22 protein-coding genes are annotated in these 24,623 nt (G+C 71.3%); 6 read left to right on the top strand and 16 right to left on the bottom strand.

Features of this window, described 5'->3' with window-relative positions; all coding sequences use genetic code 11:
* Positions 1–70: 70 nt before the first annotated feature.
* Both Amac_RS00845 and Amac_RS00840 read right to left on the bottom strand, forming a co-directional pair.
* On the bottom strand, positions 71–1,609 hold the full coding sequence (locus tag Amac_RS00845) for an acyl-CoA carboxylase subunit beta (protein ID WP_246268002.1): 1,539 nt from the start codon (positions 1,607–1,609) through the stop codon (positions 71–73).
* A gap of 155 nt (positions 1,610–1,764) precedes the next feature.
* The gene (locus Amac_RS00840) at positions 1,765–2,742 is read right to left on the bottom strand and encodes an NAD-dependent epimerase/dehydratase family protein (protein WP_246267998.1); all 978 of its coding nucleotides are present in this window, start codon (positions 2,740–2,742) and stop codon (positions 1,765–1,767) included.
* Positions 2,743–2,902: 160 nt separating this feature from the next.
* Here Amac_RS00840 and Amac_RS00835 point away from each other — a divergent pair, with 160 nt between their 5' ends.
* Together Amac_RS00835 and Amac_RS00830 are read left to right on the top strand one after the other, a co-directional pair.
* Complete coding sequence (locus Amac_RS00835; RefSeq protein WP_155352312.1) at positions 2,903–3,466, top strand: hypothetical protein; 564 nt, start codon at positions 2,903–2,905, stop codon at positions 3,464–3,466.
* Entirely contained in the window at positions 3,463–3,900 is a 438-nt protein-coding gene (locus tag Amac_RS00830) for a hypothetical protein (protein WP_155352311.1), read from the top strand. The genes Amac_RS00835 and Amac_RS00830 overlap by 4 nt, the downstream gene beginning before the upstream one ends.
* Here Amac_RS00830 and Amac_RS00825 read toward each other — a convergent pair.
* The 6 genes from Amac_RS00825 to Amac_RS00800 form a co-directional block, all read right to left on the bottom strand.
* A complete protein-coding gene (locus Amac_RS00825) occupies positions 3,809–5,005 on the bottom strand; it encodes an MFS transporter (protein WP_155352310.1) in 1,197 nt (398 codons plus the stop codon). The genes Amac_RS00830 and Amac_RS00825 overlap by 92 nt on opposite strands.
* Positions 5,006–5,064: 59 nt before the next feature.
* On the bottom strand, positions 5,065–5,982 hold the full coding sequence (locus tag Amac_RS00820; protein WP_155352309.1) for a carboxymuconolactone decarboxylase family protein: 918 nt from the start codon (positions 5,980–5,982) through the stop codon (positions 5,065–5,067).
* A 4-nt stretch (positions 5,983–5,986) separates the two neighbouring features.
* Complete coding sequence (locus Amac_RS00815) at positions 5,987–7,288, bottom strand: FAD-dependent oxidoreductase (RefSeq protein WP_218040807.1); 1,302 nt, start codon at positions 7,286–7,288, stop codon at positions 5,987–5,989.
* 11 nt (positions 7,289–7,299) lie between these two features.
* On the bottom strand, positions 7,300–8,475 hold the full coding sequence (locus tag Amac_RS00810; RefSeq protein ID WP_155352308.1) for an acyl-CoA dehydrogenase family protein: 1,176 nt from the start codon (positions 8,473–8,475) through the stop codon (positions 7,300–7,302).
* Between the two features lie 159 nt (positions 8,476–8,634).
* Positions 8,635–9,798, bottom strand: coding sequence for an epoxide hydrolase family protein (locus tag Amac_RS00805; protein WP_155352307.1), 1,164 nt, complete (start codon positions 9,796–9,798; stop codon positions 8,635–8,637).
* 103 nt (positions 9,799–9,901) lie between these two features.
* Positions 9,902–10,876 (bottom strand): sigma-70 family RNA polymerase sigma factor, encoded by a 975-nt coding sequence (locus tag Amac_RS00800; RefSeq protein ID WP_155352306.1) that lies wholly within the window; start codon positions 10,874–10,876, stop codon positions 9,902–9,904.
* Between the two features lie 149 nt (positions 10,877–11,025).
* On the opposite strand from Amac_RS00800, the gene Amac_RS00795 reads away from it, so the two are divergent.
* Together Amac_RS00795 and Amac_RS00790 are read left to right on the top strand one after the other, a co-directional pair.
* Positions 11,026–12,879, top strand: coding sequence for an ABC transporter ATP-binding protein (locus Amac_RS00795; RefSeq protein WP_155352305.1), 1,854 nt, complete (start codon positions 11,026–11,028; stop codon positions 12,877–12,879).
* On the top strand, positions 12,876–14,660 hold the full coding sequence (locus Amac_RS00790; RefSeq protein WP_155352304.1) for an ABC transporter ATP-binding protein: 1,785 nt from the start codon (positions 12,876–12,878) through the stop codon (positions 14,658–14,660). Before Amac_RS00795 ends, Amac_RS00790 begins: the two co-directional genes overlap by 4 nt.
* 76 nt (positions 14,661–14,736) lie before the next feature.
* On the opposite strand, the gene Amac_RS00785 is transcribed toward Amac_RS00790, so the two are convergent.
* From Amac_RS00785 to Amac_RS00765, 5 genes are all read right to left on the bottom strand, one after another.
* Complete coding sequence (locus Amac_RS00785; protein WP_155352303.1) at positions 14,737–15,921, bottom strand: acyl-CoA dehydrogenase family protein; 1,185 nt, start codon at positions 15,919–15,921, stop codon at positions 14,737–14,739.
* Positions 15,922–15,932: 11 nt separating this feature from the next.
* Positions 15,933–17,177 (bottom strand): cytochrome P450 family protein, encoded by a 1,245-nt coding sequence (locus tag Amac_RS00780; RefSeq protein WP_155352302.1) that lies wholly within the window; start codon positions 17,175–17,177, stop codon positions 15,933–15,935.
* 19 nt (positions 17,178–17,196) lie between these two features.
* Positions 17,197–17,589 (bottom strand): SgcJ/EcaC family oxidoreductase, encoded by a 393-nt coding sequence (locus Amac_RS00775; RefSeq protein WP_155352301.1) that lies wholly within the window; start codon positions 17,587–17,589, stop codon positions 17,197–17,199.
* 95 nt (positions 17,590–17,684) lie between these two features.
* Positions 17,685–19,340 carry a GMC family oxidoreductase N-terminal domain-containing protein gene (locus tag Amac_RS00770; protein ID WP_155352300.1) on the bottom strand — a complete coding sequence of 552 codons (1,656 nt, stop codon included), beginning with the start codon at positions 19,338–19,340 and terminating at the stop codon, positions 17,685–17,687.
* On the bottom strand, positions 19,337–19,867 hold the full coding sequence (locus tag Amac_RS00765) for a DUF5987 family protein (protein WP_174900125.1): 531 nt from the start codon (positions 19,865–19,867) through the stop codon (positions 19,337–19,339). The genes Amac_RS00770 and Amac_RS00765 overlap by 4 nt, the downstream gene beginning before the upstream one ends.
* Before the next feature lie 292 nt (positions 19,868–20,159).
* Here Amac_RS00765 and Amac_RS00760 point away from each other — a divergent pair, with 292 nt between their 5' ends.
* Positions 20,160–21,098, top strand: a complete 939-nt coding sequence (locus Amac_RS00760) for a ParB/RepB/Spo0J family partition protein (protein WP_155352298.1) — start codon at positions 20,160–20,162, stop codon at positions 21,096–21,098.
* 369 nt (positions 21,099–21,467) lie between these two features.
* Complete coding sequence (locus Amac_RS00755) at positions 21,468–22,238, top strand: helix-turn-helix domain-containing protein (protein WP_155352297.1); 771 nt, start codon at positions 21,468–21,470, stop codon at positions 22,236–22,238.
* 57 nt (positions 22,239–22,295) lie between these two features.
* Here Amac_RS00755 and Amac_RS00750 read toward each other — a convergent pair whose 3' ends face one another.
* The 3 genes from Amac_RS00750 to Amac_RS00740 are packed head-to-tail and all read right to left on the bottom strand — an operon-like array spanning position 22,296 to position 24,623.
* Positions 22,296–23,660, bottom strand: coding sequence for a cytochrome P450 (locus tag Amac_RS00750; RefSeq protein WP_155352296.1), 1,365 nt, complete (start codon positions 23,658–23,660; stop codon positions 22,296–22,298).
* A 13-nt stretch (positions 23,661–23,673) separates the two neighbouring features.
* The gene (locus Amac_RS00745) at positions 23,674–24,168 is read right to left on the bottom strand and encodes a flavin reductase family protein (RefSeq protein ID WP_246267996.1); all 495 of its coding nucleotides are present in this window, start codon (positions 24,166–24,168) and stop codon (positions 23,674–23,676) included.
* A gap of 17 nt (positions 24,169–24,185) precedes the next feature.
* Complete coding sequence (locus tag Amac_RS00740) at positions 24,186–24,623, bottom strand: acyl-CoA thioesterase (RefSeq protein WP_155352294.1); 438 nt, start codon at positions 24,621–24,623, stop codon at positions 24,186–24,188.

Here is a 24,623-nt window from a genome sequence, read left to right as displayed (position 1 = left end):
ACAGCCGCAGCGGTGAATCGCCTGGTCGGCGACTATGCGGCTGTCTATGGGACGGGTTTCTGGTTAATAGCTACAGCGGCACGTTGCCGTGCTTGCGTTGGACGGGGTCCGCGCGTTTGCCGCGCAGCATCTCCAGGCCGCGGGCGATGGCCGCGCGGGTCTGCTCCGGGTCGATGACGTCGTCGATGAGGCCGCGCTCGGCCGCGTAGTAGGGATGCATGAGCTGCCCGGTGTATTCGTGGACCAGTTCGGCGCGCAGGCCCTCCGGGTCGGCGGCGGTGGCCAGTTCCTTGCGGAACAGCACGTTCACCGCGCCCTCCGCGCCCATGACCGCGATCTCGTTGGTGGGCCAGGCCAGCGCGAGATCGCAGCCGATGGAGCGCGAGTCCATCACGATGTACGCCCCGCCGTAGGCTTTGCGGATGATCACGGAGATCCGGGGAACGGTGGCCTCGCAGTAGGCGTACAGCAGCTTGGCGCCGTGGCGGATCACGCCCGCCTGCTCCTGGTCGGTGCCGGGCAGGAATCCCGGCACGTCCACCAGGGTCACCAGCGGGATGCCGAAGGCATCGCAGAACCGTACGAACCGGGCCGCCTTCTGCGCGGCCTGCACGTCCAGCACGCCGGCCAGGGACATCGGCTGGTTGCCGACCACGCCGACGGTGCAGCCGTCGATCCGGGCCAGCAGGCAGACCACGTTGGGCGCCCAGTCCTCGTGCAGCTCGATGAATTCGCCGTCGTCGACCAGTTCGGCGACGACGGCGCGCATGTCGTAGGGCTTGTTCGGCTCGACCGGGACGATCCCGGCCAGGGCCGGGCGCAGCTCGGTGGTCGCGCCGCGCGCCGGGCCGCCAGGGGGCGGCTCCAGGTTGTTGCCGGGCAGCAGCGAGACCAGGTAGCGGACGTCGGCGAAGCAGCTGTCCTCGTCGTCGTGGACGAAGGTGGCCACGCCGGTCCCGGCGTGCACGTCCGCGCCGCCGAGCTGCTCGTGCGTGACCCGCTGGCCGCTCACCGCCGCGACCACGTCGGGCCCGGTCAGGTACATCTTGGCGATGTCGCGGACCATGAACGTGAAGTCCGACAGCGCGGGCGAGTAGGCCGCGCCCCCGGCGCACGGCCCGAGGATGACGCTGATCTGCGGGATCACCCCGGACGCCCGCACGTTGCGGTGGAAGATGCCGCCGTAGCCGTGCAGGGCCGGCACGCCCTCCTGGATCCGCGCGCCGCCGCTGTCGTTGAGCGCGATCAGCGGCGCGCCGGTGGCGATGGCCAGGTCCATCACCTTGTGGATCTTGGCGGCGTGCGCCTCGCCCAGCGAGCCGCCGAAGACGGTGAAGTCCTGGGCGTAGACGAAGACCCGGCGGCCGGCGATGGTGCCGGATCCGGCGATCACGCCGTCGGTGTGCGGCCGGTTCTCGCCGATCTTCAGGCCGTGCGCCTGGGTGCGGCGGTAGCGGTCGATCTCGTCGAAGGAGCCCTCGTCCAGCAGCGCGGCGAGGCGCTCGCGGGCGGTGCGCTTGCCGAGGGCGCGCTGCCGCGCCGCCGCCGCGGCGTCGCCCGCCGTGATCCGGTCCCGCAGGCTGCCGTGCTCGCGCCGCAGGCCGTCCATGGTGCGCGGGTCCGGCGGTGGCGGGTCGGCGAAGACGTCCGGGACGGGCACGTCGACCACGGACCGGCCGTTGACCCTCCGCACCGAACTGCCCACGGCACGCACGCCCCTTCCTGGGGGTTCCGGGAGCGGTCTGAGGTCCTCCCGCGAGACCGTCATCGGACCGCCACCAGGTCGGTCCCCGCCTGGCGGGCGGTGATCCGCCCGGTGTCGCGCAGCCAGCGCACGGTGTCGCGCATGGTCTCGGCCAGCGGTCTGGCCTGGACGCCGAGCGTGGAGGCCTGCTCCTCGACGGGGGCGGCGACCGCGCAGGTGTAGACGGCGCCGTACTGGGCGGGGATGTGCCAGGGCCACCAGCGCTGGGCCAGGTCGGCGCAGCGGGCGGCCGGGAGCATCGCCCGGGCGGGCAGGAAGGCGGTGCGCAGCGGGCGGCCGGTGACCTGGCGGAGCGCGCCGAGGAACTCCCGCGTCGCCACATACCGCCCGGGTCCGAAATGTCGCCCGCTGAGGTCGGGTTCTGTGAGGGCGCGCACGTGCAGTTCGGCGGTGTCGCGGACGTCTCCTAGGGGGAATCCGCCGGTCGGCCACATCGGCATCAGGCCCCGCAGCACATCCCGGATCCGGGCGTTCTGGTCGCCGAGCCGGGGATCGCCGGGTCCGGCCAGCGCGGGCGGGTAGGTGATCACCACGGGCACGCCGTCCAGCTGGTGGCCGCGCGCGACCTCCTCGGCGCCCGCCTTGCTGGCCAGGTAGGTCTCCCGTGGCCGCCCGACCGGCGTGGCCGGGCCGATCACGCCCAGCGGCGCGGGGAACAGCGCCCCCACGGTGGACACGTGCACGATCCTGGCGACGCCCGCCCGCCGGGCCGCGCCCAGCACCACCTCGGCGCCGCGCGTGTTCACCCGCCGCATCTCCGCGTGCCGCCTGCTGTCGAAGGAATAGACGGCGGCCGCGTGCAGCACCGCGTCCACGCCACGCACCGCCCGGCTCACGGCGGCCTCATCGGTGATGTCCCCGGCCACGGCCTCGTGCTCGACTCCGGACGGATCCCGGGCGAGCAGCCGGACCTGGTGACCCGCCCGGATGAGGGCCGCGACCGAATGGGAGCCGACGAATCCCGTGCCGCCGGTCACGCACACCAGCATCTGTAACCCCCCTCGTCGGCCACCAGCGTCCCCCGGGGCTGATCCGGGTGTCTTCTCTCAACGTGCGCTAACGCAGCATTTTGGAAGAAGAAACGCGCTCGCCTGCGCGAAACGATGAGGGCACACTCCAGAGAGTCGGAGGGCATCGATGGCAACCCATGCCGCGGCGGGCTCGTTCCCGGTGCAGAACGGCGCGCTCAACACGCGCTACCACAAGCTCGGTCTCAACATCTTCCTGTTCATCGTCATCGCCCACTGGGCCGAGCACGTCGCCCAGGCGATCCAGGTCTACGCGCTCGGCTGGCCGCTGCCGGAGGCGCGCGGCGTCCTGGGCGTGCCCTTCCCGTGGCTGGTCAAGTCCGAGTGGATGCACTACGGGTACGCGCTGTTCATGCTGGTCGGCCTGATCATCCTGCGCAAGGGCTTCACCGGCCGGGCCAGGACCTGGTGGAACATCTCGCTCGGCATCCAGGTCTGGCACCACCTGGAGCACCTGATCCTGCTGCTGCAGGCGCTGTTCGCCGCCAACCTGTTCGGCCGCGCGGCCCCGACCAGCATCCTGCAGCTGATCGTGCCCCGGGTGGAGCTGCACCTGTTCTACAACGCGGTGGTCTTCGCCCCGATGGTGGTGGCGATGATCCTGCACCGCCGCCCGAACCGGGTCGAGCGGGCTCAGATGAACTGCACCTGCGCCGTTCCCGTCCCCGGATGAGCGGCCGGCGGGGTCTGCCGTTCTCCTCGGTGGTGACGGCGCTCGCCGGGTTCGTCCTGCTCTGGTTCACGGTCCCCGGCATCGGCCCCGCGGTTCGCGCCGCGCGGGCCGACGGGGTCTCCGGCGTCTTCACCGCCACCGAGCTGGTCTGCGTGCAGCATCCCGGGCACGAGAGCTGCACGTGGACGGGCGCGTTCTCCGCCCCGTCCGGGGCGGTCCGCGACCGCGTCTCCCTGTACGGCAGCGACCGGGGGACCATGCTCGCCGGGCAGACCACCCGGGCGGTGGACATCGGCAGGACGTACTGGGTCTACGGGCCCGGCGGGTCGAACGAGTGGGTGTTCACGGGGCTGCTGCTCCTGTTGGGGGCGGGGCTGCTGGCGTACGCGGCGTACGCGGCCCGGGCGGTGGTGCGGCCTCGCGCGCAGACATGAACAGGGCCAGCACCACGCCGGCGCCGATCAGGGCGGCGACCAGGCCGAGCGCGGGTTTGGCGGCGTCCAGCGCGCCGATCGTGAAGGCTCCCAGCGCGCCGCCGAGCTGGCGGGCGGTGTTCAGCGTGCCCGAGGCCACCCCGGCCAGGTGCGGCGGGATCGCGCGCAGCCCTTCGATGGTGGCGGGCGCGAAGGCCAGGCCCATACCTGTGCCGATGACGGCGAGCGGGATCGGGTACGTGCTCTGCACGGCCAGGGCGAGGACGCCGAGCGCGTAGAGGGTGAGCCCGGCCGCCAAGGGGATGCGCCCGCCGACGCGGTCGGCCAGCTTGCCCGACAGGGGCGCCAGGGCGGTCAGCGCGAGTGTCATGGGGAGGGCGGTCACGCCGGACATCAGCGGGGTCATGCCCAGGACGGTCTGGGTGTCGATGACGTAGACCAGGAGCAGGCCGTACAGGGAGAAGGACGTGATCGCGGTGATCGCGACGGCCAGGGTGAAGTCGCGGTGGCGGAACAGGCCGGGCACCGCGGTGACGCGCTGCGGGCGCGGCGGGCGCAGGTCGGGGATGAGGCGCAGGGCCAGGGGCAGCGCGGCGAGGCCGACCGGCAGGTTGATGAGGAAGACCGACTGCCAGCCGTACCGGGTGACGAGCAGGCCGCCGAAGGTCGGGCCGCCGACCGAGGCGACCCCGGCCACGGCGGTGAAGATGCCGAGGGCGAGGCCGCGCCGGTCGGCCGGGAAGATCGCCGAGATGAGCGCGAGGGCCTGCGGGACGAGCGCCGCCGCGCCGACGCCCTGCACGACCCTGGCCGCGATGAGCAGGCCCGGGCCGGCCGACAGCGCGCACAGCAGGGACGCGCCGGTGAAGACGGCCAGGCCCGCCGCGAACACGTTGCGCGGGCCGAGCAGGTCGCCGACCCGGCCGAAGACGATCAGGAGGGAGGCGAAGGCGAGCAGGTAGCCGTTGAGGATCCAGACGATCTGCCCGACGCCCGCGCCGAGCGAGGTCATGATCGAGGGGGCGGCCGTGTTCACGATCGTGGTGTCGACAAGGATCAGGAAATTGGTCACGCACAACACCGCGAGAGCGCGCCAGGGGTTCATATCCCTCCAAAGCCGCCGCCTGCAAACCGCCCACGAACCGCCAGGCCGCTCAAGACCGCCTAGGAACCGCCCGAGCGAGCGCGGGCCGCCACCATGCTCGCCCAGGCGGTGATTTCGAGGAGCCCGCGGTCGTCCGCCTGGACGTCGCCCACCGCTGTCCCGGCCTGGTAGGAGGCCATCGCGGTGAGCAGCGCCAGGCGGCCGGTGGGCCGGTGCGCGGGGGCGAGCGCGGCCACCGCGTCCTCGCACCACGCGCGGCTCGGACCCGGCGGGGTCCCGTCCCATTTCGCCACCTCGGCGGTGACGAGCTCCCGGACCGGCTCGGGCACCGAGCGCTCCCCGGCCTGGGAGACGGCCGCGGTCGCCCGGGCGACCGCGCCCGCCACGTACGGGTTCCCCTCCGCCCAGTGCAGATCGGCTGGCAGCGGCGCGTCCGGCAGCAGCCCGAGCGAGTCGCCCGGCGGCCGCGACCGGCGCGCCGACGAACCCATCATCGAGCCGAGGACGCGCAGCGCGCCGCCGCGCACGGCCCCGGGCACGGCGGGCGGGAGCGGGGATTCGCCGAGGAACACGTTGACCATGCGATTGAGGTAATGGAACGTCAGCCGCGTCCCGATGACCTCGGGGCCCGGCTCCGGCATGGCCGGAGCGGGCCCGCCCAGGCCGCGCAGGGTCGCGCCGTGCACGTCCACGCAGTAGGGGCAGGCGTTGGCGCGAGAGACCTCGGTGGCCACCAGCTCCTTGGCCGCGCGCGACACGAGCCCCTGGGCGAGCAGGGACTCGCGCAGCAGCATCCAGACCCCGGCCATCACCTCCGGCGCGGCCGAATGCAGCGCGACCGGCGGGGCCAGCATCCCGAAATCGCGTTCCACCTGGGCGTACACGTCCGCCACCAGCCCCCTCGCCGCCCCTGGCGGAACCGGCGTGACATGCCGGACCTGGGCGAGGGACCTCCGCAACGCCTTCTTGACGACCACCGGACTACGCGTTCTGAGTCTCGGCGGCGCGGGCGACGCGCTCCGCCATTTCCGGGCTCATCAGGGTCTCCACCGGATCGATGAGCCCGGCCACCCGCAGGAACGCGGCCGTGATGGTCCCGTCGTGCTCGGCCGCCGCGCGCAGCCGGTCCATGTACTCGTTGGCCATCCGCACCTGCTCGTTCCGCTCGCCCTCCACGCCCGGGTAGCTGAGGTCGCCGCCGACCGAGACGCCCCAGGGCGCCTCGATGACCTTGGCCACGTCGGTGAAGAACGCCTTGGCGTCCGGCAGGCCGCCGCCCTTCAGGTGCTCGCGCAGGGTGAGGCCCTCCAGCGCGGCGACCGTCATGCCCTGGCCGTACACCGGGTTGAAGCTGCACACGCCGTCGCCCACCACCAGCAGCCCCTGCGGGAAGCGGGCCAGCCGCTCGTAGTGCTTCCACACGCTGGCCGGGTAGCGGAACGCCACCCGCTCGTCCAGCAGCGTCGCGTCGTGCACGGCGTCGTAGATGTCCGGCACGACCAGCGACTTGACGAAGGCCAGGTGGCCTTCCTGGTCGGTCGGGGCCTGGTCGCCCAGCATGCCGGTGAGCGAGAGCAGGTAGCGGTCGTTCAGGCGGGAGAAGAACGCGCCGCGCGGGTTCTCCGGGGTGGCCACGCACAGGATCGCCATGTCCTCGCCGAGCACGTTCTCGCGCAGCCGGAAGTGGCAGGTGGTGTACGACAGGCCGATCTTGACGCGGTCCTCCTCGGGGCGCGGGTAGCCCAGCTCGGCCAGCCAGGCGGGGGTGCGCGAACCGCGCCCGGTCGCGTCCACCACCAGGTCGGCGGAGATCTCCTCGCCCTCGATCGTCACCCCGGTGACGCGGCTCCGGTCCGCCGTGACGGTGAGCGCGAGGATCGCGCGGTTCTCCAGGAACGTGACATTGGGCAGCGCCCGCACCCGGTCCCGCACCGCGCTCTCCAGCTCCGGCCGGGTGGCCGAGATCACCTTCAGCCCGGTCTCGTACGGCTGGAGCCTGCGGCCGTTGAAATACCAGCGCAGGTTGACGCCCATGTCCCCCATGGGGATACCGGCGTCGGCCAGCTCCCCGGTCAGGCCGGGGAACATGCCCTCCAGCACCTCCTGGCCCTTGGCCAGCAGGCCGTGCGCGTGCGCCCCCTGCGGAACGCCCCGGCGCGGCTCGTCCACCCCGGCCAGCTGGTCACGGTCCACCAGCAGGACTTGCTCGAATTGCTCCGACAGCACCTTGGCGGCCACCAGGCCGGCCATCCCGCCGCCCAGCACCACCGCGCGGTTCCGCATGGTCAGCTCCTCTAGAGGTAGAAGGTGTTGGGCGGCATCCCGCACAGGATGCGGCCGTAGAGCTCCCGATTGGTGTCCGGATGCATGAGCGCGTGCAGGTTGACCGCCTGCATGTCGCGCTGGATCCGCTGCATCGGCACGTCGCTGTAGATGGACGAGCCGCCGCTCGCCGTGGTGAGCAGGTCCACCGCACGCTTGGCCAGGTCGCAGACCGCGCCCATGTCGGCGCGGGCGCGGGCCCGCTCCTCGGCCGTCCACTGCGTCCCGGACTTCTCGTCCACCTGCCCGGCCAGGCGCAGGGCGTGGAACTCGGCCTCGTCGATCAGCAGCGCCGCCTCCGCCACCTGGAAGTGGGTGAGCGGGGCGTCCTTCTGGCTGGTGTAGGCGGTGTAGGTGATGTGCCGCTCGGGCAGCCGCCGGAAGAACGCGTCCCAGGCGCCCTTGGCCATGCCGACCACGGTGCCGACCGAGGAGGCCGAGGCCACCGGGAGCAGCGGGTTGCGGTAGATCGCGCTGTCGGCGTTGAGCTTGGAGGCGTACTGCTCGTGCAGGATGGCGCCCATCGAGAGGATGCGCTCCTCGGGGATGAACACGTCCTGGGCGATCGTGGTGATGCTGCCGGTGCCGCGCAGACCCGAGGTGAACCAGTCGTCCACGATCTGCAGGTCGGACAGCGGGACCAGGGCCATGATGGGCTCGTGGCCGCCGTCGGCGGTGGGCGTGACCGCGACGATCACCTGCCACTGGCTGTGGCGGGCGCCGCTCATGAAGCCCCACTTGCCGTTCAGGACGGCGCCGCCGTTCCGCCGTACGGCCATGCCGGTCGGGCTGAGCGTGCCGCACAGGCGGGTGTCCGGGGAGTCGAAGACCTCGTCCTGGACCTCGTCGGGGAACATGGCGGCCATCCACGACGTGATCCACCAGACGGACGCGGTCCACGAGGTGGAGCCGTCGCCCCGGCCGAGTTCGGTGGCCACCCGGACCATCGTGCGGGCGTCGCTCTCGTAGCCGCCGTAGCGGGCGGGGACGCGCATCCGGAAGACGCCGGAGTCGCGGAGCGCGTCGAGCGAGTCGGGCGTCAGCAGCCGGCCGTCCTCGGTGGCGAGCGCGTTCGCCTGGAGCAGGGGAACCAGCTCCGCCGCGCGCCGTACGAGCTCTTCCTGGGCTGGCGCTTGGGCGTGTTTCACCCGGGCCTCCTAAATGGGTGCGAATAACGATGCGTGGCGTTTTCCGGGGTGCCTGGAAAACGCGCCCCGCGCTAATTACGCGGTCGTGGAATTCGCGCCGGAATTCACCGCCGCGAGCCTGCCGGGCCGGGGGCGCCCCCGGGCCGGCGGATGAAACGTTCAGGCGCGCAGGGACCGGCCGAAGGCGCGGACGTCGCCCACGTACAGGTCGGGCTCCTCCATCGCGCCGAAGTGGCCGCCGCGCGGGAGCTCGCTCCAGTGGGTGATGGTGGGGACGATCCGGTCCGCCCAGGCCCTGATCGGGGCGGTGGCGTCACCGGCGAAGACGGCCACGCCGACCGGCATGGTGACCGGCCACGGGCCGCCGAACCCGGCGGCCACGTTCTGGGCGGTCCGGTCGGTGCTCTCGTAGTAGAGCGAGCTGGAGGAGAGGGCGGTGCGGGTGAACCAGTAGAGGGAGACGTTGGTGAGCATCTGGTCCCGGTCCACGGCGTCCTCGGGGGCCTTCTCCGCGTCGGTCCAGTCCATGAATCTTTCAGCGATCCAGGCGAGCTGGCCGACGGGCGAGTCGGTCAGCGCGTACCCGAGCGTGTTCGGGCGGGTCGCCTGGAGCTTGAAGTAGGCCGACAGCTCCTGGTCGAAGTTGAGCAGCCGGCCGAGCCCCGCCAGCTCTGTAGGCGTGAGCGCGGCCATGTCGGCCGGGTCGCCGGAGGGGAAGGTGACCAGCATGTTCACGTGCACGCCGATGACGTTCTCCGGGGCCACCTGGGCCAGCTGGAAGGAGATCATCATGCCCCAGTCGGAGCCCTGGGCGACGTAACGCTGGTAGCCGAGGCTGCGCATCAGCTCCGCCCAGGCGCGGGCGATCCGCCAGGAGTCCCAGCCGGTGTCGGCGATCGGGCCGGACAGGCTGAAGCCCGGCAGGGACGGGATGACCACGTGGAAGGCCTCGGACGGGTCGCCGCCGTGCGCGCGGGGGTCGGTGAGCGGGCCGATCACGTCCATGAACTCGGCGATCGAGCCCGGCCAGCCGTGCGTGATGATCAGCGGGATGGCGTCGGGTTCGGGCGAGCGCACGTGCACGAAGTGCACGTTGGCGCCGTCGATCTCGGTGACGAACTGGGGGTGCTCGTTCAGCGCCGCCTCGGCGGCGCGCCAGTCGAAGCCGGTCCGCCAGTACTCGGCCAGTTCCTTGAGGTAGGCGAGCGGGACGCCGCGGCTCCACCCCTCGCCGGGCGGCTCGGCGGGCCATCGGGTCCTGGCCAGCCGGTCGTGCAGGTCGTCCAGATCGGCCTGCGGGATTTCAATGCGAAAAGGACGCATTTCCTGCCACCTTCCAGAATAGGCCATGACATTTCGGGCATCGCCTATTCATCGTCGGCTGGACAGGGCCGCGACGCATCTTTTGAATTGCCGTCCGGAGGGCTCAGCCGGTCGCCGCGTACTCCATCGGCAGGCCAAAAGAGCCGAACAGCTCGGGAGAGAAGAAAACGGACACCCGGTGGACGTAACCCTTGCGCAGGCTCATCACGTGCATGGCGTAGGCGCGGTGCACCTGGGCGTCCTGGCGGAGGTAGAAGGCGAACGCGGGCTGCCCGTTGGCCCGGGTGGGCACCATGACCGTGTCGCCGGGACCGGCCGGGCACTGGGAGGCGATCAGCCGCCCGATCGCCTCGCGCCCACTGAACCAGGCCGCGAACGGCGGCATCTCCCAGACCGCGTCCTCCTCGAGCAGCCGCATCAGCGCGGCCACGTCGGCCGTCTCCATCGCGGCGGCCCACCGGTCCAGCAGCTCCCGCTGGTCCCTCCTGGCCGGCTCGGTGTAGTCGTCGTCGGCCGAGACCTCGCCCAGCTGGGCCCTGGCCCGCTGCAGCATGCTGTTGACCGCGGCCGTGGTGGTGCCCAGCAGCTCGGCCACCTCGTTGGCCCGCCACTCGAAGACGTCGCGCAGCAGCAGCACCGCGCGCTGCCGGGGCGGCAGGTGCTGGAGCGCCGCGGCCATCGCCAGCCGCACGGTCTGGCGGGAGTTGACGATCGCGGCCGGGTCCTCGCTCTCAGGGCGCAGCAGCGCGTCCGGCAGCGGCTGGAGCCAGGGGATCTCCGGCTGGGCCGGAGGCAGCCGTTCCGGGTCCTCACAGGGCCCGCCGAGCCCCGTGGGCATCGGCCGCCGGTTGCGCTGCTCCACCGCGGTCAGGCAGGCGTTGGTGGCGATCCGGTACAGCCAGGTACGGATCGACGAGCGCCCTTCGAACTGCTCGTAGGCCCGCCACGCCCGCAGATAGGTCTCCTGGACCAGGTCCTCGGCCTCGTCCACCGAGCCGAGGATGCCGTAACAGTGCGCCAGCAGCTCGCGCCGGAAGGGATCGGCCAGGCGGGTGAAGTCACCCTCACGATCTGCCATCTGACACTCCTTGCTCCGGCGGCCAAGACTGTCAGATCCCACCGTAATCATCCTTCCCGTGGTTGTCCCTACCTGATCTTTGAGTGCGGCCGATGAGTTTTGGGCGAGTGTCTGGTCTGTACATGTGACGTCGGAGAACTGGAGGTGGCATGCGCGTGGTGTCCAAGCCGCGTGAGCTGCTCGCGGCCCGGTGGCTCATCGCCCGGCAGGTGCCGCGCGGCGGCGGCGGGCTCGTCCCGCTGCTGGCTCTGGTCAATCTGGTGCTCGGCCTGCTGCCCGTGGTGTTCGTGGTGGCCACCAGCGTGGTGCTGGGCCGGGTGCCGGCGGCCGTACAGGATGGGCTGGATTCGGCCGCGTGGGACTCGCTGGTCGCCGTGTTCGTGGTGGCCGCGGCGGCGTTCGTGGGGCAGCAGGTCGTCGCGCCGCTGCAGTCCACGCTGAGCGAGCTGCTGGCCCGCCGGATCGACGGGCAGATCTACGACGAGCTGATGGCCGCCGCGCTGCGCAGCGAGGGCATCGCGCCGCTGGAGGACCAGGAGTCGGTGGACGCCCTCCGGACGGCGGCCCGCGAGCTGGAGTTCGGCGTGCAGAGCCCCGGCCAGGCCTGCGCCGGGCTGCTCGCCCTGCTGGCCCGCTACACCCAGCTGACCGGCTACGCGGTCGTGGTCGGCGTCATGTTCTCCTGGCTCGCCGCCGCGGGCCTCGCCGTCGCCGTGCTCCTGTTCCGGTACGGCCAGCGCGGCGGCCTCCGCAAGTACGTCAAGGTCCGCTTCGCCCTGGGCCCGGCGGAACGTAAGGGCGACTACTTCCGCGACCTGGCCATCCAGCCCGCCGCGGGCAAGGAGATCCGCGTCTTCGGCCTGGCCGGCTGGTTGCGGGACCGCCTGCGGGAGTCCTACCTGGCCTGGCTGAAACCCATGTGGGCCGAACGCCGCCGCGTCTACCTGTGGCCGTTCGTCGGGTTCGCGCTGTGGACGCTCGCCGTGATGGCGGCCGTGTTCGGCGCGGCGGGAGCGGCGGGAACCCTCACCCTCACCCAGTTCATCCTGGTGATGCAGGCCTGCCTGGGCGCGCTCCGGCTGTCGGAGTACTACCCGGAGGCGGACCTCCAGACGGCGGTCGGCATGGAGGCCTACGAGCGGGTCCTGCGTTTCACCCGCAGGATCGAGACGCCGCCGGCACCGGCGTCGAAACCGTGGCCGCCGTCCCGCATCCCGGACCCGGTCTGGACGATCCAGTTCGACGACGTCACCTTCCGCTACCCGGGCCAGAGCCGCCCGATCTTCGAGAACCTGAACCTGACCTTCCCGGTCGGCCGCTGCACCGCGATCGTCGGCCTCAACGGCGCGGGCAAGACCACCCTGGTCAAGCTCCTGGCCCGCCTGTACGAGCCGACCTCGGGCACCATCCGCGCCGACGGCGTGGACATCGCCAGCTACCCGATCGAAGTGTGGCGCGCCAAACTGGGCGTGATCTTCCAGGACTACGCCAAGTACGAGGCCCCCGCCGCCGACAACATCGCCTTCGGCGCGGTGGCCGCCATGGACGACCGTGCCGGCATCCGGGCGGCGGCCGAGGCGGTCGGCCTCACCGAGACCCTGGACGCGCTCCCCCTCGGCCTGGACACCCCGCTGGCCCGCCACCTGACCGGCGGCACCGACCTGTCCGGCGGCCAGTGGCAGCGCGTCGCGCTGGCCCGGGCGCTGTTCGCGCTGCGCCACGGCTCCCCCATCGTCGTCCTGGACGAACCCACGGCCAGCCTCGACGTGCGCGCCGAAGCCCAGTTCTTCGACACCTTCGCCGACCTCACCCAGGGCGCGACCACGCTGCTCATCTCGCACCGCTTCTCCACCGTCCGCCAGGCCGACCTGATCGTCGTCCTGGAACACGGCCGGATCGTCGAGCAGGGCACCCACGAACACCTGCTGGCGCGCGAGGGCCGCTACGCCACCCTGTTCCGGCTGCAGGCCGACCGGTTCACCGGCAGCGAGGTCCCGGCATGAGAGACCTGCGGATCGGCGCGCTGAAGATGATCACGACGGCCTGGCGGATGGACCGCCGCAAGACGGTCGTCTCGGTGATCCTGATGGTGTCCGGCGCGGTGGCCGCCCCCGCCCTCGCCGCCGCCCTGGCCTGGATGACCGGCGCGGTCATCGCGGGCGACACCGCCGCCGCGGCCTGGGCCGGGGTGAGCGTGGCCGCGCTCGCCGTCGCCGCCCTCACCTTCGGGCACTTCGCCCACCTGGCCTACTTCGAACTCTCCGAGCTGGCCGAGCTCGACTTCGCCGAGCAGCTCATCACGCTCTCCAACGGCTCGGCCGGGATCGAGCACCACGAGCGGCCCGAGCACGCCGACACCCTCACCGTGCTGCAGCGCGAGGCCCGCCAGTTCCGGGTCGGCCTGGAGGCCCTGCTCACCAGCGCCGGCCTGCTGCTGGCCGTCGCGCTCACCGCCGTGCTGCTGGCCAAGGTCAACCCGTGGCTGCTGCTGCTCCCGCTGGCCGCCTTCCCGCCGCTGCTGACCGGCCGGATCGCCGAGCGGATCAGCGACCGGGCCAGAACCGGCACCGCCGAACCCACCCGGGTCGCGCTCAACCTGTTCCACCTGACCACCTCGGCCAGGCTCGCGGGCGAGCTGCGGGTGTTCCGGCTGGCCGGCGAGCTGCGCGGACGGCACCGCACGCTGTGGGCGACCGCCACGCGCGGCCTGGTCCGCGCGCAGCTGGCCGCGACCTGGGTGCGCGCGGCCGGGCAGATCGTCTTCGCGCTGGCCTACGTCGGCGCGGTCCTCCTGGTGGTCAGGGACGCGATCACCGGGCGGCGGGGCGTCGGCGACGTGGTGCTCGTCATCGCGCTCGCCGCGCAGGTGAACCAGCAGGTCACCACCGCCGTCACGCTGCTGCAGGACCTGCAGCGCATGGCCGCCGCGTACCGCAGGCTGGCCGGGCTCACCGAGGTCGTCACCGCGACCGGACCGAGCCGGCCCGATCAGTCGCCGCCCGACCGGCTGCGCGACGGGATCACCCTGCGGGACGTGTCGTTCACCTACCCCGGCACCGGGACCCCGGTGCTGGGCGAGGTGAACCTCAAGCTGCCCGCCGGGAGCACGGTCGCCATCGTCGGCGAGAACGGCGCGGGCAAGACCACCCTGGTCAAACTGCTGTGCGGGTTCTACCAGCCGACCCGCGGCCAGGTCCTGGCCGACGGCGTCGACCTGAGCCGGGTCCCGATGCCCGCCTGGCGGGAACGGGTCGCGGCCGGATTCCAGGACTTCATCCGCTACGAGTTCCCCGCCGGGGAGACCGTCGGCGTGGGCGACCTGCCCCGGGCCGGCGACGAGGCCGCGATCCTGGCGGCGCTCTCCCGCGCCCAGGCCGACGACGTGCTGGAGCAGCTGGACGACGGGCTGCGCACGCAGCTGGGCAAGACCTACGCCGACGGCGCCGAGCTGTCCGGCGGCCAGTGGCAGAAGCTGGCGCTCGGCCGGGCGCTGATGCGGTCCGCGCCGTTGCTGCTGGTGCTCGACGAACCCACCTCGGCGCTGGACCCGCAGGCCGAGCACGCCCTGTTCGAGCAGTACGCCGAGCAGGCCAGGCGGGTCAGCGCGGCCACCGGCGCCATCACGCTGTTCGTGTCGCATCGTTTCTCCACCGTCCGGATGGCCGACCTGATCATCGTCGTGCGGGACGGCCGGGTCGTCGAATCCGGGTCCCATGCCGACCTGGCCGCCTCCGGCGGCCTCTACTCCGAACTGTTCGCCCTGCAAGCGAGGGCGTACAGCTGAAGCCACGCCTGGAAATCCCCGAACGGCGAGAGTCCAGACCCACACCGGCGGGTCTGGACTCTCGTCGTTCCGGTCTCTACAGGTAGGGGCTGTCGGGCTCGAGGCCGCAGAGCACCCGGCCGTACAGCTCCATGTTGGTGTTCGGGTGGTTCAGGGCGTGCAGGTTGATCGCTTCCATGTCCCGGACGATCCGCTGGATCGGGACCGACTCGAAGATCGAGGAACCGCCGCTCGCCGTGTTGTAGATGCCGATGGCGTCGTGGGCCAGCTGGCAGACCCGGCCCATCGCGACCCGGGCCAGCGCCCGCTCGGTCACCGACCAGGTCTCGCCATTGGCGCACTTGGCGTCGACCAGGTCGGCCAGCCGGTAGGCGTGGAACTCGGCCTCGTCGATCTTCATCGCGGCCTCGGCCACCTGGTGGTGGGTGCGCGGGGCCTCCCGTTGGTCGCCGTAGCCGGAGTAGGTGATGCCCCGGCCGGGCAGCCGCTCGAAGAACGCCTCCCTGGCGTTCATCATCAGCCCGGCCACCTTGCCGATCGTGGACGCGGACGCGGCCGGGATCATCGGGCACCGGTAGATCGGCCGGTCCGCGTTGAGCTTGGACGCGTACTGCTGCATCATCAGCGGCGCGATGGCGATCACCCGGTCCTGCGGGATGAACAGGTTGTCGGCCACCATCGACACGCTGCCGGTGGCGCGCAGCCCGGCCACGTGCCAGTCGTCCACGACCTGGATGTCCTTGATCGGCACCAGTGCCATGACCGGCTCGCCGCCGCCGTCCGGGGTGGTCAGCACCGCGGACAGCATCTTCCACTGGCTGTGCGCGGCGCCGCTGTTGAACGCCCACCGGCCGTTGACCAGGATGCCGCCGTCCACGGCGGCCGCCATCCCGGTCGGGGCGAGGGTGCCGCAGACCAGGACGTCGGGGTCGCTGCCCCAGACCTCGTCCTGGACCGGGTCGGGGAACAGGCCGACGATCCAGGAGGTGATCCACCAGAGCGCGACGGTGAACCCGACCGCGCCGTCGCCCCGGCCGAGCTGGATGCCGACGTCGACCAGGCTGCGGGTGTCGGACTCGAAGCCGCCGTAGCGGACCGGGACCCGCATCTTCAGGATGCCGGTCTCGATCAGCGCGTTGATCACGTCGTCGTCCATCCGCCGCAGGTGCTCGGCGCCGGGGGCGCGGTCCCTGATCAGCGGGACCAGGTCGGTGGCCCGGCGGAGCATCTCCGCGCGCTGGGGTATCTCGGTTGTGTGCACCTTGGGACTCCCTAAACGGTGGCGGGCACGCGGCTGAGGCGGACCGGCAGCGAGCGGTGGCCGTTCATGATGAACGTGGGCAGGGGCTGGAGTTCGCCCGGCTCGACCGCGAGGGTCATGTCGGGGAACCGCTCCCACAGCCGGGTCAGGCCGATGGTCGCCAGCAGGCGGGCCAGCGAGGCGCCGAGGCAGTAGTGCACGCCGTACCCGAACGAGATGTGCTCCTTGTTCTCGCGGGTGAGGTCGAACGCCTCGGCCGAGTCGCCGTGCAGGGCCGGGTCGCGCCCGGCGCCGCTGTAGTTGATCAGGATCGGGTCGCCCTGCGGGATCACCACGCCGTCGCCGAGGTCGATGTCCTCGACCGCGTACCGGAGCGGCAGGTGGCCGAGGGGCGACTCCACCCGGAGGGTCTCCTCGATCATGTCGGTCCAGGTGACCTTGCCCGACATGAGCAGCTCGCGCTGCTCGGGGTGGGTGAGCAGGAGGGTGACCGCGTTGTCCATGAAGTTGATCGTGGTCTCCGAGCCCGCGCCCAGGATGGCGAAGATGGTGTCGGCCAGCTCGCCGTCGTTGAGGCGGGAGCCGTCCTCCTCCTGGGCGGCGATCAGGTCGCTGGTCATGTCCTCGCCGGGCGTCGCCCGCTTGGCCGCGATCAGGTCCTCCATCGCCATCCGCCAGCCCATCAGCGTGGCCTGCGCCTCCTCCGGCGTGACGGTGGTGTTCACCATCATGTCGATGACCTCGTTGGCCTTGCGGCGGGCCGCCTCCGGCAGGCCGATCAGGTCCGCCACCAGCCGGGCCGGCAGCGGGTAGGCGAACCGTTCCCGCAGGTCCACGATCTCGCCGGGGGCGGCGGCGGCCAGCCCGTCGAGCAGCTCGCCGACCAGCTCCTCGATCCTCGGCCGGATGGCCTCGGACCGGCGCGGGGTGAACGCCCTGGAGACCAGCTTGCGCAGGCGCTGGTGGTTCTTGCCGTACGCGGTGACCATGTTGTCCATCGCCACCCAGCTGATCAGCTCCCAGTCCTGGGGGACCTGCCCGGTGTAGAACGCCGGCCAGTGGTTGCGGGCGCTCTTGGTCACCCGCGGGTCGGCCAGCAGCTTCTTGGCCACGGCGTAGCTGTTGACGTCCCACACCACCACGCCGCCGGGCAGCTCGACCTGGGTCGCCGGGCCCTGCGCGCGCAGCCGCGCCGCCTCCCCGTGGAAGTCACGGCCGGTCGGGTCGAGGGCGACGGGGCACTTGTTCTCCTGCATCGTGATCTCCGGGATTCGGTCAGGCCGCGGTGGGGGTGTTCTGGTAGGCGGCGATCAGCCAGCCCTCGTCTTTCCTGGTCAGCACCCAGGTCGCCCGGATCTCCCGCTCGGGGGTGACCTTCTCGTCGCCCGGGTGCAGCACGCCGCCCTGGGTGACGATCACGGCGACGTCGTCGCTGAGGTAGCGCAGGCTGAGCGGGTCGCCGTGCACCCGGGTCCCCTTGAACGGGCCGGTGTAGGCGGCGGTCATGAAGTCGCGGATCTCCGCGCGGCTCTTCAGGTAGACGCCCGGCAGGATCAGGCTGGCGTCCTCGGTGCAGGCGGCCGCGAAGGCGTCGCCGTCGTTCTTGGCCCACGCGGCGACGATCTTGCCGGGGGCCTGTTCCGCGCCACGGGATGGGGCAGTGGTCATTGTCGTGCCTTTCGGTGGGGTGGTCTCTTTTGACGTTGCCATCCGTGACCGGGGGCCGCATCTCTGTGAGTGCTGCCCCCGGTCTTCTGCTGTGCTCAGTCCCGGACGAGCAGCGGGAGCACCGCGTTGCGCGCCGAGGTGGCGCCGTCCGGAGCGGGGGCGCCGTAACTCACGTTCACGCCACGCGCCCGGGCCGCCGCCACGATGCCGGGCATGGCCCGCTCGGCCAGCGCGGCGATGGTGAGCGCGGGGTTGACGGTCAGCGCGCCCGGCACCGCCGATCCGTCGGTGACGAAGATGCCCGGATGGCCGCGCAACTCGTGCCGGTCGTCCAGGGCCGAGGTGGCCGGGTCGTCGCCGATCCGGCAGGACGCCAGCGGATGCACGGTGTACGCGCCGACCACGTCGTTGGTCCACGGCATCACCCGGGACAGGCCGTCCCGCTCCATGATGTCCTTCACGTCGGCGTCGGCCAGCGCCCAGCCCCGCAGGGTGTTCGGAGTCGGGTCGTACCGGATGGGACCGCGCCCGAGCATCTGCTGGGAGATCCGCATCGCGTTCCCGGTGGCCGGCGGCGGGCCGAAGACGCCCTCGTTGTCGTCTTCGGTCATCGCGAAGATGGTCAGCCAGGACTGCCAGCGCCGGACGATCTCCTTCTTCTCGGCCCCGAACCAGCTCGGCCCGGTCGCGTCCGGGACCTGCGCCAGGATGGTGCCGAACCCGGGCGGGAAGTAGAGCTGCTCCAGCGAGTACCGGGTGTACTCGGGCCGCGCGCCGTCCAGACGGTCCCAGCTGGCCACGCACGGGCCCTTCCCGACCTGGGACGCCGCGTACGGCACGCCGTCCGGTTTGGCCAGGCCGAGCAGGTCGCGCACCCGATCCTCGTCGAGTATCGCGGTGTTCAGCCGCTCCCCGTTGCCGGAGAAGTACCGCCCGACCGCGTGCGGCATCTTCCCGAGGTCCGGCTCGGACCGCTGCAGGATCACCGGCGTGGCCCCGGCCCCGGCCGCCAGCACGACGATCTTGGCGTCGATGCTGCCGCTCCCTGCGGTGATCCGGTAGTCGGAGTCGTCGATGACGTTGTAGTGCACCCGGTAGCCGCCGTCGGTGTTGCGGGTGAGCTTCTGCACCTCGTGCATCGGCCGGATCCGGGCGCCGTGCGCGAGCGCGGCGGGCAGGTAGTTGAAGAGCAGCGACCGTTTGGCGTCGAACCTGCAGCCCGCCATCATCCAGTTGCAGTTGGTGCACTTGCTCGCGTCGATGGCCACCGGCACCGGGTTGGCGGTGCGCCCGGCGTGCGCGCAGGCCGCGGCGAACAGGCCGCCGGAGTAGGTGACGTCGTTCCAGTCCTGGCGGGTGACCGGGAGGGATTCGGTGACGCGGTCGTACCAGGGGTCGAGGGTGTCCCTGGTCACCGAGGCCGGCCACATCCGGCGGCCGATCGAGCCCTGCCGGTCGAAGACGAACCGGGGGGCGCGCGGCATCGCGGCGAAGTAGACCACGCTGCCGCCGCCGACGCAGTTGCCGCCGAGCAGGCTCATGCCGTCGCCGACCACGAAGTCGAAGATCCGGGTGTAGGAGGAGCCGAGCTTGAAGTCGTGGTCGAAGTCCTCGCCCTCCAGCCAGGGCCCGCGTTCCAGGACCAGGACGCTGGCCCCGCCGGCGGCCAGGTGGTAGGCCGCGATCGCGCCGCCGAACCCGCTCCCGACGATGAGCACGTCGACACGTTCTGTGCCGTTACTTTCTGTCATGCGGGGCTCCCCGATGAGGTCGTGCCCGGATGGAGGTGTGCCAGCTCGCGGCCGTAGGAGTAGTCCGGGAACCGCCACAGCCCGTCGGCGTCCGGCTGGGCGAAGCCCATCGCGGCCAGGCCCGGGTGACCGGCCGCCATCGCGTCGACGGTGTGCAGGTGGGCCCCGGTGTCGAAGGCCATGTTGCTGAACAGGGCGACCAGGATCCAGATCTCGCGTTCCGGGTGGGTGGGCGAGGTCAGGTGCCGGATCAGCGCGGTCCGGTCGGCGAAGGACAGGCCGACCAGCGGCGGCAGCTCCGGGTCGGGGGTCAGGCCGTGCTCGGCTGCGTACGCCCGGGCGTGCTCGTTGATCAGATCCGCGAACGCGCCGAGGTCGTCGGCGATGCCGGTGGCCGGGTCGGCCAGGAGTTCGAGCGCGCCGGCCGCGACCGCGCCGCCGCCTGAGGAGGCGCCGGCCACCGCGATGTCGTCCGGAAACCGCTTCTCACCGGGAACGATCGTGTCGGCGAACGCCTCTAGCGTCATGTTTTGGTTGGTTTGATGGGATAAGTCGGATCGCATGAGGTTACTCCCGTTTGTACCGTGGAGTCGGCATGTGGACGCGCGCGATCGAACTCCCACATCGTCGTTTCAGCACCGATTGCGATGCATCTTCCGAAATGCCGTCCTCACCGAGCGTTCAGACCGCGGCGGCTCCCGGGGTTCCGGTGCGCGCGAGCCCGGGGTATTTTGCAAAGATCAGCCCCCCGTGGGGAGGGGCCGGGGACCCGTCCTACTCGGAACCGTCACGTGTGCCGCGTGCCGGTGGAGGTGGCCGATGATACGTGCGCCTGATTCTCCGGCAGGCGGGCTCGACGCACCCTGCCTGGTCCAGCTGGCTTCGCTCCGGCCTGCGGATTCGCCGCGGCTGGCGGGCGAGGACGCCGATCATCTGATCCGGCTCGCGGGCCTGGAGACCGCGCTCCCGCCGATCCTCGTGCACCGGCAGACGATGCGCGTGATCGACGGCATGCACCGGGTGCGGGCCGCCGCGATGCGCGGCCAGGACACCATCGAGGTGCGCTTCTTCGACGGCAGCGAGGCGGACGCGTTCGTCCGCGCCGTCCAGGAGAACGTGGCCCACGGGCTGCCGCTCTCGCTGGCGGACCGGAAGGCGGCCGCGGAGCGCATCATCGCCTCGCACCCGATGCTCTCCGATCGTGCCATCGCCGCCTGCGCCGGGCTGGCCGCCAAGACGGTCGGCGCGGTGCGCCGCCGTTCGAGTGCGGACTCGCCGCGGTCGAACGAGCGGCTCGGCGTGGACGGGCGGTTGCGCCCGCTGGACGGCGGGGCGGGCCGGCGCCGGGCCTCCGAGGTGATCGCGGCCAATCCCGAGGCGTCCATCCGCGAGATCGCCAGGGCCGCGGGCGTCTCCCTCGGCACCGCCCACGACGTGCGTCATCGTCTGCTCAGGGGCAACGACCCGGCCCTGACCCAGCCGGCCAGGATACCGCCGGCGCCGGCCCGCCCGGAGCCGAAGGACTCCCCGAGCATCCTGCAGACGCTGCGGAAGGACCCGTCCCTGCGGCTGACCGACCCGGGCCGCGAGCTGCTGCGGCTGCTGCACTCCCGGTCGATCGCCGTCGGGGACTGGCAGGACCTGGTCGACGCCGTGCCGCCGCACTGCGCCGACTCGGTGGCGAGGCTGGCCCGCGACTGCGCCGAGGCGTGGGGCCAGTTCGCGACCGAGCTCCAGCGCCGGGAGAATCCCGGCTGATCGACGGCCCAGCGCCGGTCGTAATACGCCCATGGCCTCGTGCGATTACCTCTCGCATCGGCCCGGCCACCCCCCGCGAATGTTCACGGCAAGGCCCCCCGGAAACTTTCATGTTCAGAATCTGAAAGGTTGACAGGACCGGGCAACCCATTGTCTCTTAACGCTGTGCGGTGATTCGCAGAAGGCACCGCCCAACCTCTCTCATATCGACGCGTGAATGGAGGCTGCCCCGAAGAAGGAAACCGAATTCACCGAGGACGCGCGCGAATTCGAGCTCTATTCATGTGGGGAATAATTGGACCTGTGACATCTTCAAACGTCCGACTACGTGTAGTCGCATAAGACGTTTTTGGCCAAGGGGAAGCAACAATGGAAGAGGCCATCGAAAGAGCCGTCGGACGAGTTATTCAGACCATGCATGAGAATCTCAGCGAGCAGTTGACTGTCGATGACATGGCTCGCACCGCGATGTTCAGCAAGTTCCACTTCTCCCGCGTCTTCCGCCAGGCCACCGGGATCTCCCCCGGGCGGTTCCTGTCCGCCCTCCGCCTGCAGGAAGCCAAACGGCTCCTCATCTCCACCTCGCTGAGCGTGGCCGACATCAGCAACCGGGTCGGCTACACGAGCGTGGGAACCTTCAGCTCGCGCTTCAAGAGCAGCGTGGGCATCGCCCCCACCACCTACCGGCAGTACGGCGGCTTCGCCACCCGCATCGTGCCCGACAGCCGTTCGATCGGCACGGAGATCAGGTCAGCCACCGTCCAGGGCGAGGTCTGGGCGCCCTCGACGGCCAGGCTGGGGCTGATCTTCGTCGGGCTCTTCCCCACCTGTGTGCCCCAGGGCAGGCCGGTGCGGTGCACGGTGTTGCACAACCCCGGCCCGTACCTGCTGGAGGACGTGCCCGCGGGCGCCTGGCATCTGCTCTCGCACGCGGTCTCCCCTGGGGAAGAGGAGATCATCGGTGACCCCTTCAGCCGAGCGCACGCGCCGTCGGTCGCCGGGGTCGGCCCGATCACCATCGGTCCCGACACCCGGATCACGACCGCCGACCTGCACCTCAGGCCGGCGCATCCCCTTGACCCACCCGTTCTGATGGCACTGCTCGACGTACGCAAGGTCGCGCTCAGATCAGCCGGGTGACAGCAGGGGACGCACGACGAGGCCACGGTCAAGGACGACCGTGGCCCCTCACATCTCCTAGCGTTGTGCGACGGTCATAGGCAGGCCGTCCTTCATCCGGAGCGACAACATCGGCTCAGGAACGGCCTCGTAGCCGGGCACCCGGGTCAGCCGCAGATCCCTGGCCACCAAGGCGGTCACGAACGCGGCCTCCATCATCCCCAGGTTGTTGCCCACGCAGAACCGCGGCCCGGCCCCGAACGGGATGTAGGCGTAGCGCGGCCGGCCGGACTGCACGCCGGGATCGAACCGTTCCGGATCGAATTTCTCCGGTTCGTTCCAGAACTCGGGATGCCGATGCAGCGTGTACGGGCACACGAGCACGTCCGACCCCGCTGGAACGTGATAGCCGCCCACCTCGTCGTCGGCGAGCGCTTGCCGGGTCAGGATCCACACCGGCGGGTAGAGCCGCATCGCCTCCTCGATCACCATGGACGTGTACCGCAGCCGGTGCAGGTCCTCGTAGACCGGCGGGCGGTCGCCGAGCACCTCCACCGCCTCCGCGTGCAGCCGCTCGGCCACCTCGGGATCGCGGTCCAGCAGGTAGAACGTCCAGCCCAGGGTGCTGGCCGTGGTCTCGTGCCCGGCCAGAAGGAGCGTGATCAGCTCGTCGGTCATGCGCTGCCGCCCGACCTTCGGGTCGGGCTCCTCGGCGGTGGACTGGATCAGTTTGGACAGCACGTCGTCGCCCCAGTCGCCGGTGCGCGTCCTGCGCTCCGCGACGAGGCGGTCCACGACGTGCTGGAGTTCCTTGCGCGCCTGCCGGAACCGCAGCTGCTTGGGCAGCGGCACCCACATCGGGACCGCGCCCAGCGACACCATCTCGAACATGGCCTGGTCCTGGACCGCTTCGAAGGCGTGCCCGACCCCGCTGAAGACGCCCAGGTCGGCGTCGAGCAGGGTCCGGCCGAGGACGCCCAGGGTGAGCGCGGTCAGCTCGTCCACCACGTTCACGGGACCGGTCCCGGCCGCGGCCCGCAGCCGCTCGACCAGCGCGGCGGCCTCCTCGGCGACCACGCCCGCCTGGGCGGCGATGCGCTTGGCCTGGAAGGCCGGCTGGATCAGCTTGCGCTGCTTGCGCCACAGGTCGCCCTCGCTGGTCAGCAGGCCGTCCCCGAGGGCGCGTTTGGCCTGCACCAGGCCGATGCCCTTGTGGTAGTTGCCGCTGTTGTCGGCGAGCACGTGTTTGGCGTGGTCGGGGTGGTTGAAGAAGTAGAGGGTCTTGGGGCCCATGGAGATCTTCACGGCGTCGCCGTACTGGTCGGCGGCGGCTCGCATCAGGGCGAGCCGGTCGGTGGCCAGTTTGACGAACAGGCCGGGGGCGGCCCGCCGGGGCGGCCCGGGCGGAACCGCCCGGGACCGCCCGCCGGTTGTCGCGGTCATGTCTTCACCTCATTCATGTCGCTGCGCTCAATTCGATCTGCCGGAACCCGCCGTTGAAGAACAGCAGGGCTTCCTCGGCCTCCTCGTCGTGGGAGAGCACCTTGCCGATGAAGATGGAGTGGTCGCCGCCGTCGTACGTCCGCCAGACCTCGCACTCGAACCTGGCGATGCTGGCGTTGAGCATGGGCGCGCCGGTGAGCGTGCCGGGGAACCAGTCCACGTCCGCGAACTGGGCCTGGCCCGGCACCCGCCAGCGGTCGGCGAAGTGCCTGGCCAGCGCCTCCTGGTCGGCCGCGAGCACGTTCACCCCGAAGGAGCCCGCGGCCGGCAGCATGCCGTGCATGATCGCGCCGCGGTCCACGCAGATCAGCACGAGCGGCGGGTCCAGCGAGACGGAGGTGAAGGAGTTGGCGGTCATGCCGTGCGGAGCGTTCCCGCCGACGGTCACCACGGTGACGCCGGTCGCGAACCTCCCGAAGGCGCGGCGAAGGATCTTCTGGTCTGCCATGGTCATTCCCCCGGGGGCTACGGCACGTAAGGTTGGAGCGCTCGAACCAGCGACTCGGGCACGCGGGCGGGCACGGTGCGGGTGTTGGGCCCCCGCATGCACGCCACCCGCTGCCGGCCGCGGGCGATCAGCGTCTCGCCGACGCCCAGGTTCCGGGCGTCGAGCTTGACGTAGTCGAAGCTGAATTCGAGCTGGGTCTGGGCCAGGTCGACGAGGCGCATCCGGATGGACAGCTCGTCGAAGGCGGTGATCTCGGCGTAGAACTCGCAGTCGACCTTGAGCGTGAACAGCTTGAGGTCGTCCTGCAGCTCGCCGAGCACGTCCGGCGCGTGGGTCTTGAGGAACATCTCCCGGCAACGCCCCTGCCAGCGCAGGTAGTTGACGTAGTAGACGTTGCCGACGATGTTGGTCTCCTCGAAGCCGACCGTGTGCAGGTGTTCGAAGTAGTTGCCCAC

The organism is Acrocarpospora macrocephala, from assembly GCF_009687865.1.
Classification (GTDB): Bacteria; Actinomycetota; Actinomycetes; order Streptosporangiales; family Streptosporangiaceae; genus Acrocarpospora; species Acrocarpospora macrocephala.
This window is presented reverse-complemented; position numbering and strand designations above follow the sequence as displayed.

Bases quoted from the DNA above. Each gene is read 5' to 3' on its own strand.
- Amac_RS00790 (WP_155352304.1), top strand. From the start codon at position 12,876: ATGAGAGACCTGCGGATCGGCGCGCTGAAGATGATCACGACGGCCTGG.
- Amac_RS00835 (WP_155352312.1), top strand. From the start codon at position 2,903: ATGGCAACCCATGCCGCGGCGGGCTCGTTCCCGGTGCAGAACGGCGCG.
- Amac_RS00755 (WP_155352297.1), top strand. From the start codon at position 21,468: ATGGAAGAGGCCATCGAAAGAGCCGTCGGACGAGTTATTCAGACCATG.
- Amac_RS00825 (WP_155352310.1), bottom strand. From the start codon at position 5,005: ATGAACCCCTGGCGCGCTCTCGCGGTGTTGTGCGTGACCAATTTCCTG.
- Amac_RS00775 (WP_155352301.1), bottom strand. From the start codon at position 17,589: ATGACCACTGCCCCATCCCGTGGCGCGGAACAGGCCCCCGGCAAGATC.
- Amac_RS00815 (WP_218040807.1), bottom strand. From the start codon at position 7,288: ATGCGGAACCGCGCGGTGGTGCTGGGCGGCGGGATGGCCGGCCTGGTG.
- Amac_RS00845 (WP_246268002.1), bottom strand. From the start codon at position 1,609: ATGGACGGCCTGCGGCGCGAGCACGGCAGCCTGCGGGACCGGATCACG.
- Amac_RS00750 (WP_155352296.1), bottom strand. From the start codon at position 23,660: ATGACCGCGACAACCGGCGGGCGGTCCCGGGCGGTTCCGCCCGGGCCG.
- Amac_RS00795 (WP_155352305.1), top strand. From the start codon at position 11,026: ATGCGCGTGGTGTCCAAGCCGCGTGAGCTGCTCGCGGCCCGGTGGCTC.
- Amac_RS00780 (WP_155352302.1), bottom strand. From the start codon at position 17,177: ATGCAGGAGAACAAGTGCCCCGTCGCCCTCGACCCGACCGGCCGTGAC.
- Amac_RS00830 (WP_155352311.1), top strand. From the start codon at position 3,463: ATGAGCGGCCGGCGGGGTCTGCCGTTCTCCTCGGTGGTGACGGCGCTC.
- Amac_RS00745 (WP_246267996.1), bottom strand. From the start codon at position 24,168: ATGGCAGACCAGAAGATCCTTCGCCGCGCCTTCGGGAGGTTCGCGACC.
- Amac_RS00765 (WP_174900125.1), bottom strand. From the start codon at position 19,867: ATGACGCTAGAGGCGTTCGCCGACACGATCGTTCCCGGTGAGAAGCGG.
- Amac_RS00800 (WP_155352306.1), bottom strand. From the start codon at position 10,876: ATGGCAGATCGTGAGGGTGACTTCACCCGCCTGGCCGATCCCTTCCGG.
- Amac_RS00760 (WP_155352298.1), top strand. From the start codon at position 20,160: ATGATACGTGCGCCTGATTCTCCGGCAGGCGGGCTCGACGCACCCTGC.
- Amac_RS00770 (WP_155352300.1), bottom strand. From the start codon at position 19,340: ATGACAGAAAGTAACGGCACAGAACGTGTCGACGTGCTCATCGTCGGG.
- Amac_RS00805 (WP_155352307.1), bottom strand. From the start codon at position 9,798: ATGCGTCCTTTTCGCATTGAAATCCCGCAGGCCGATCTGGACGACCTG.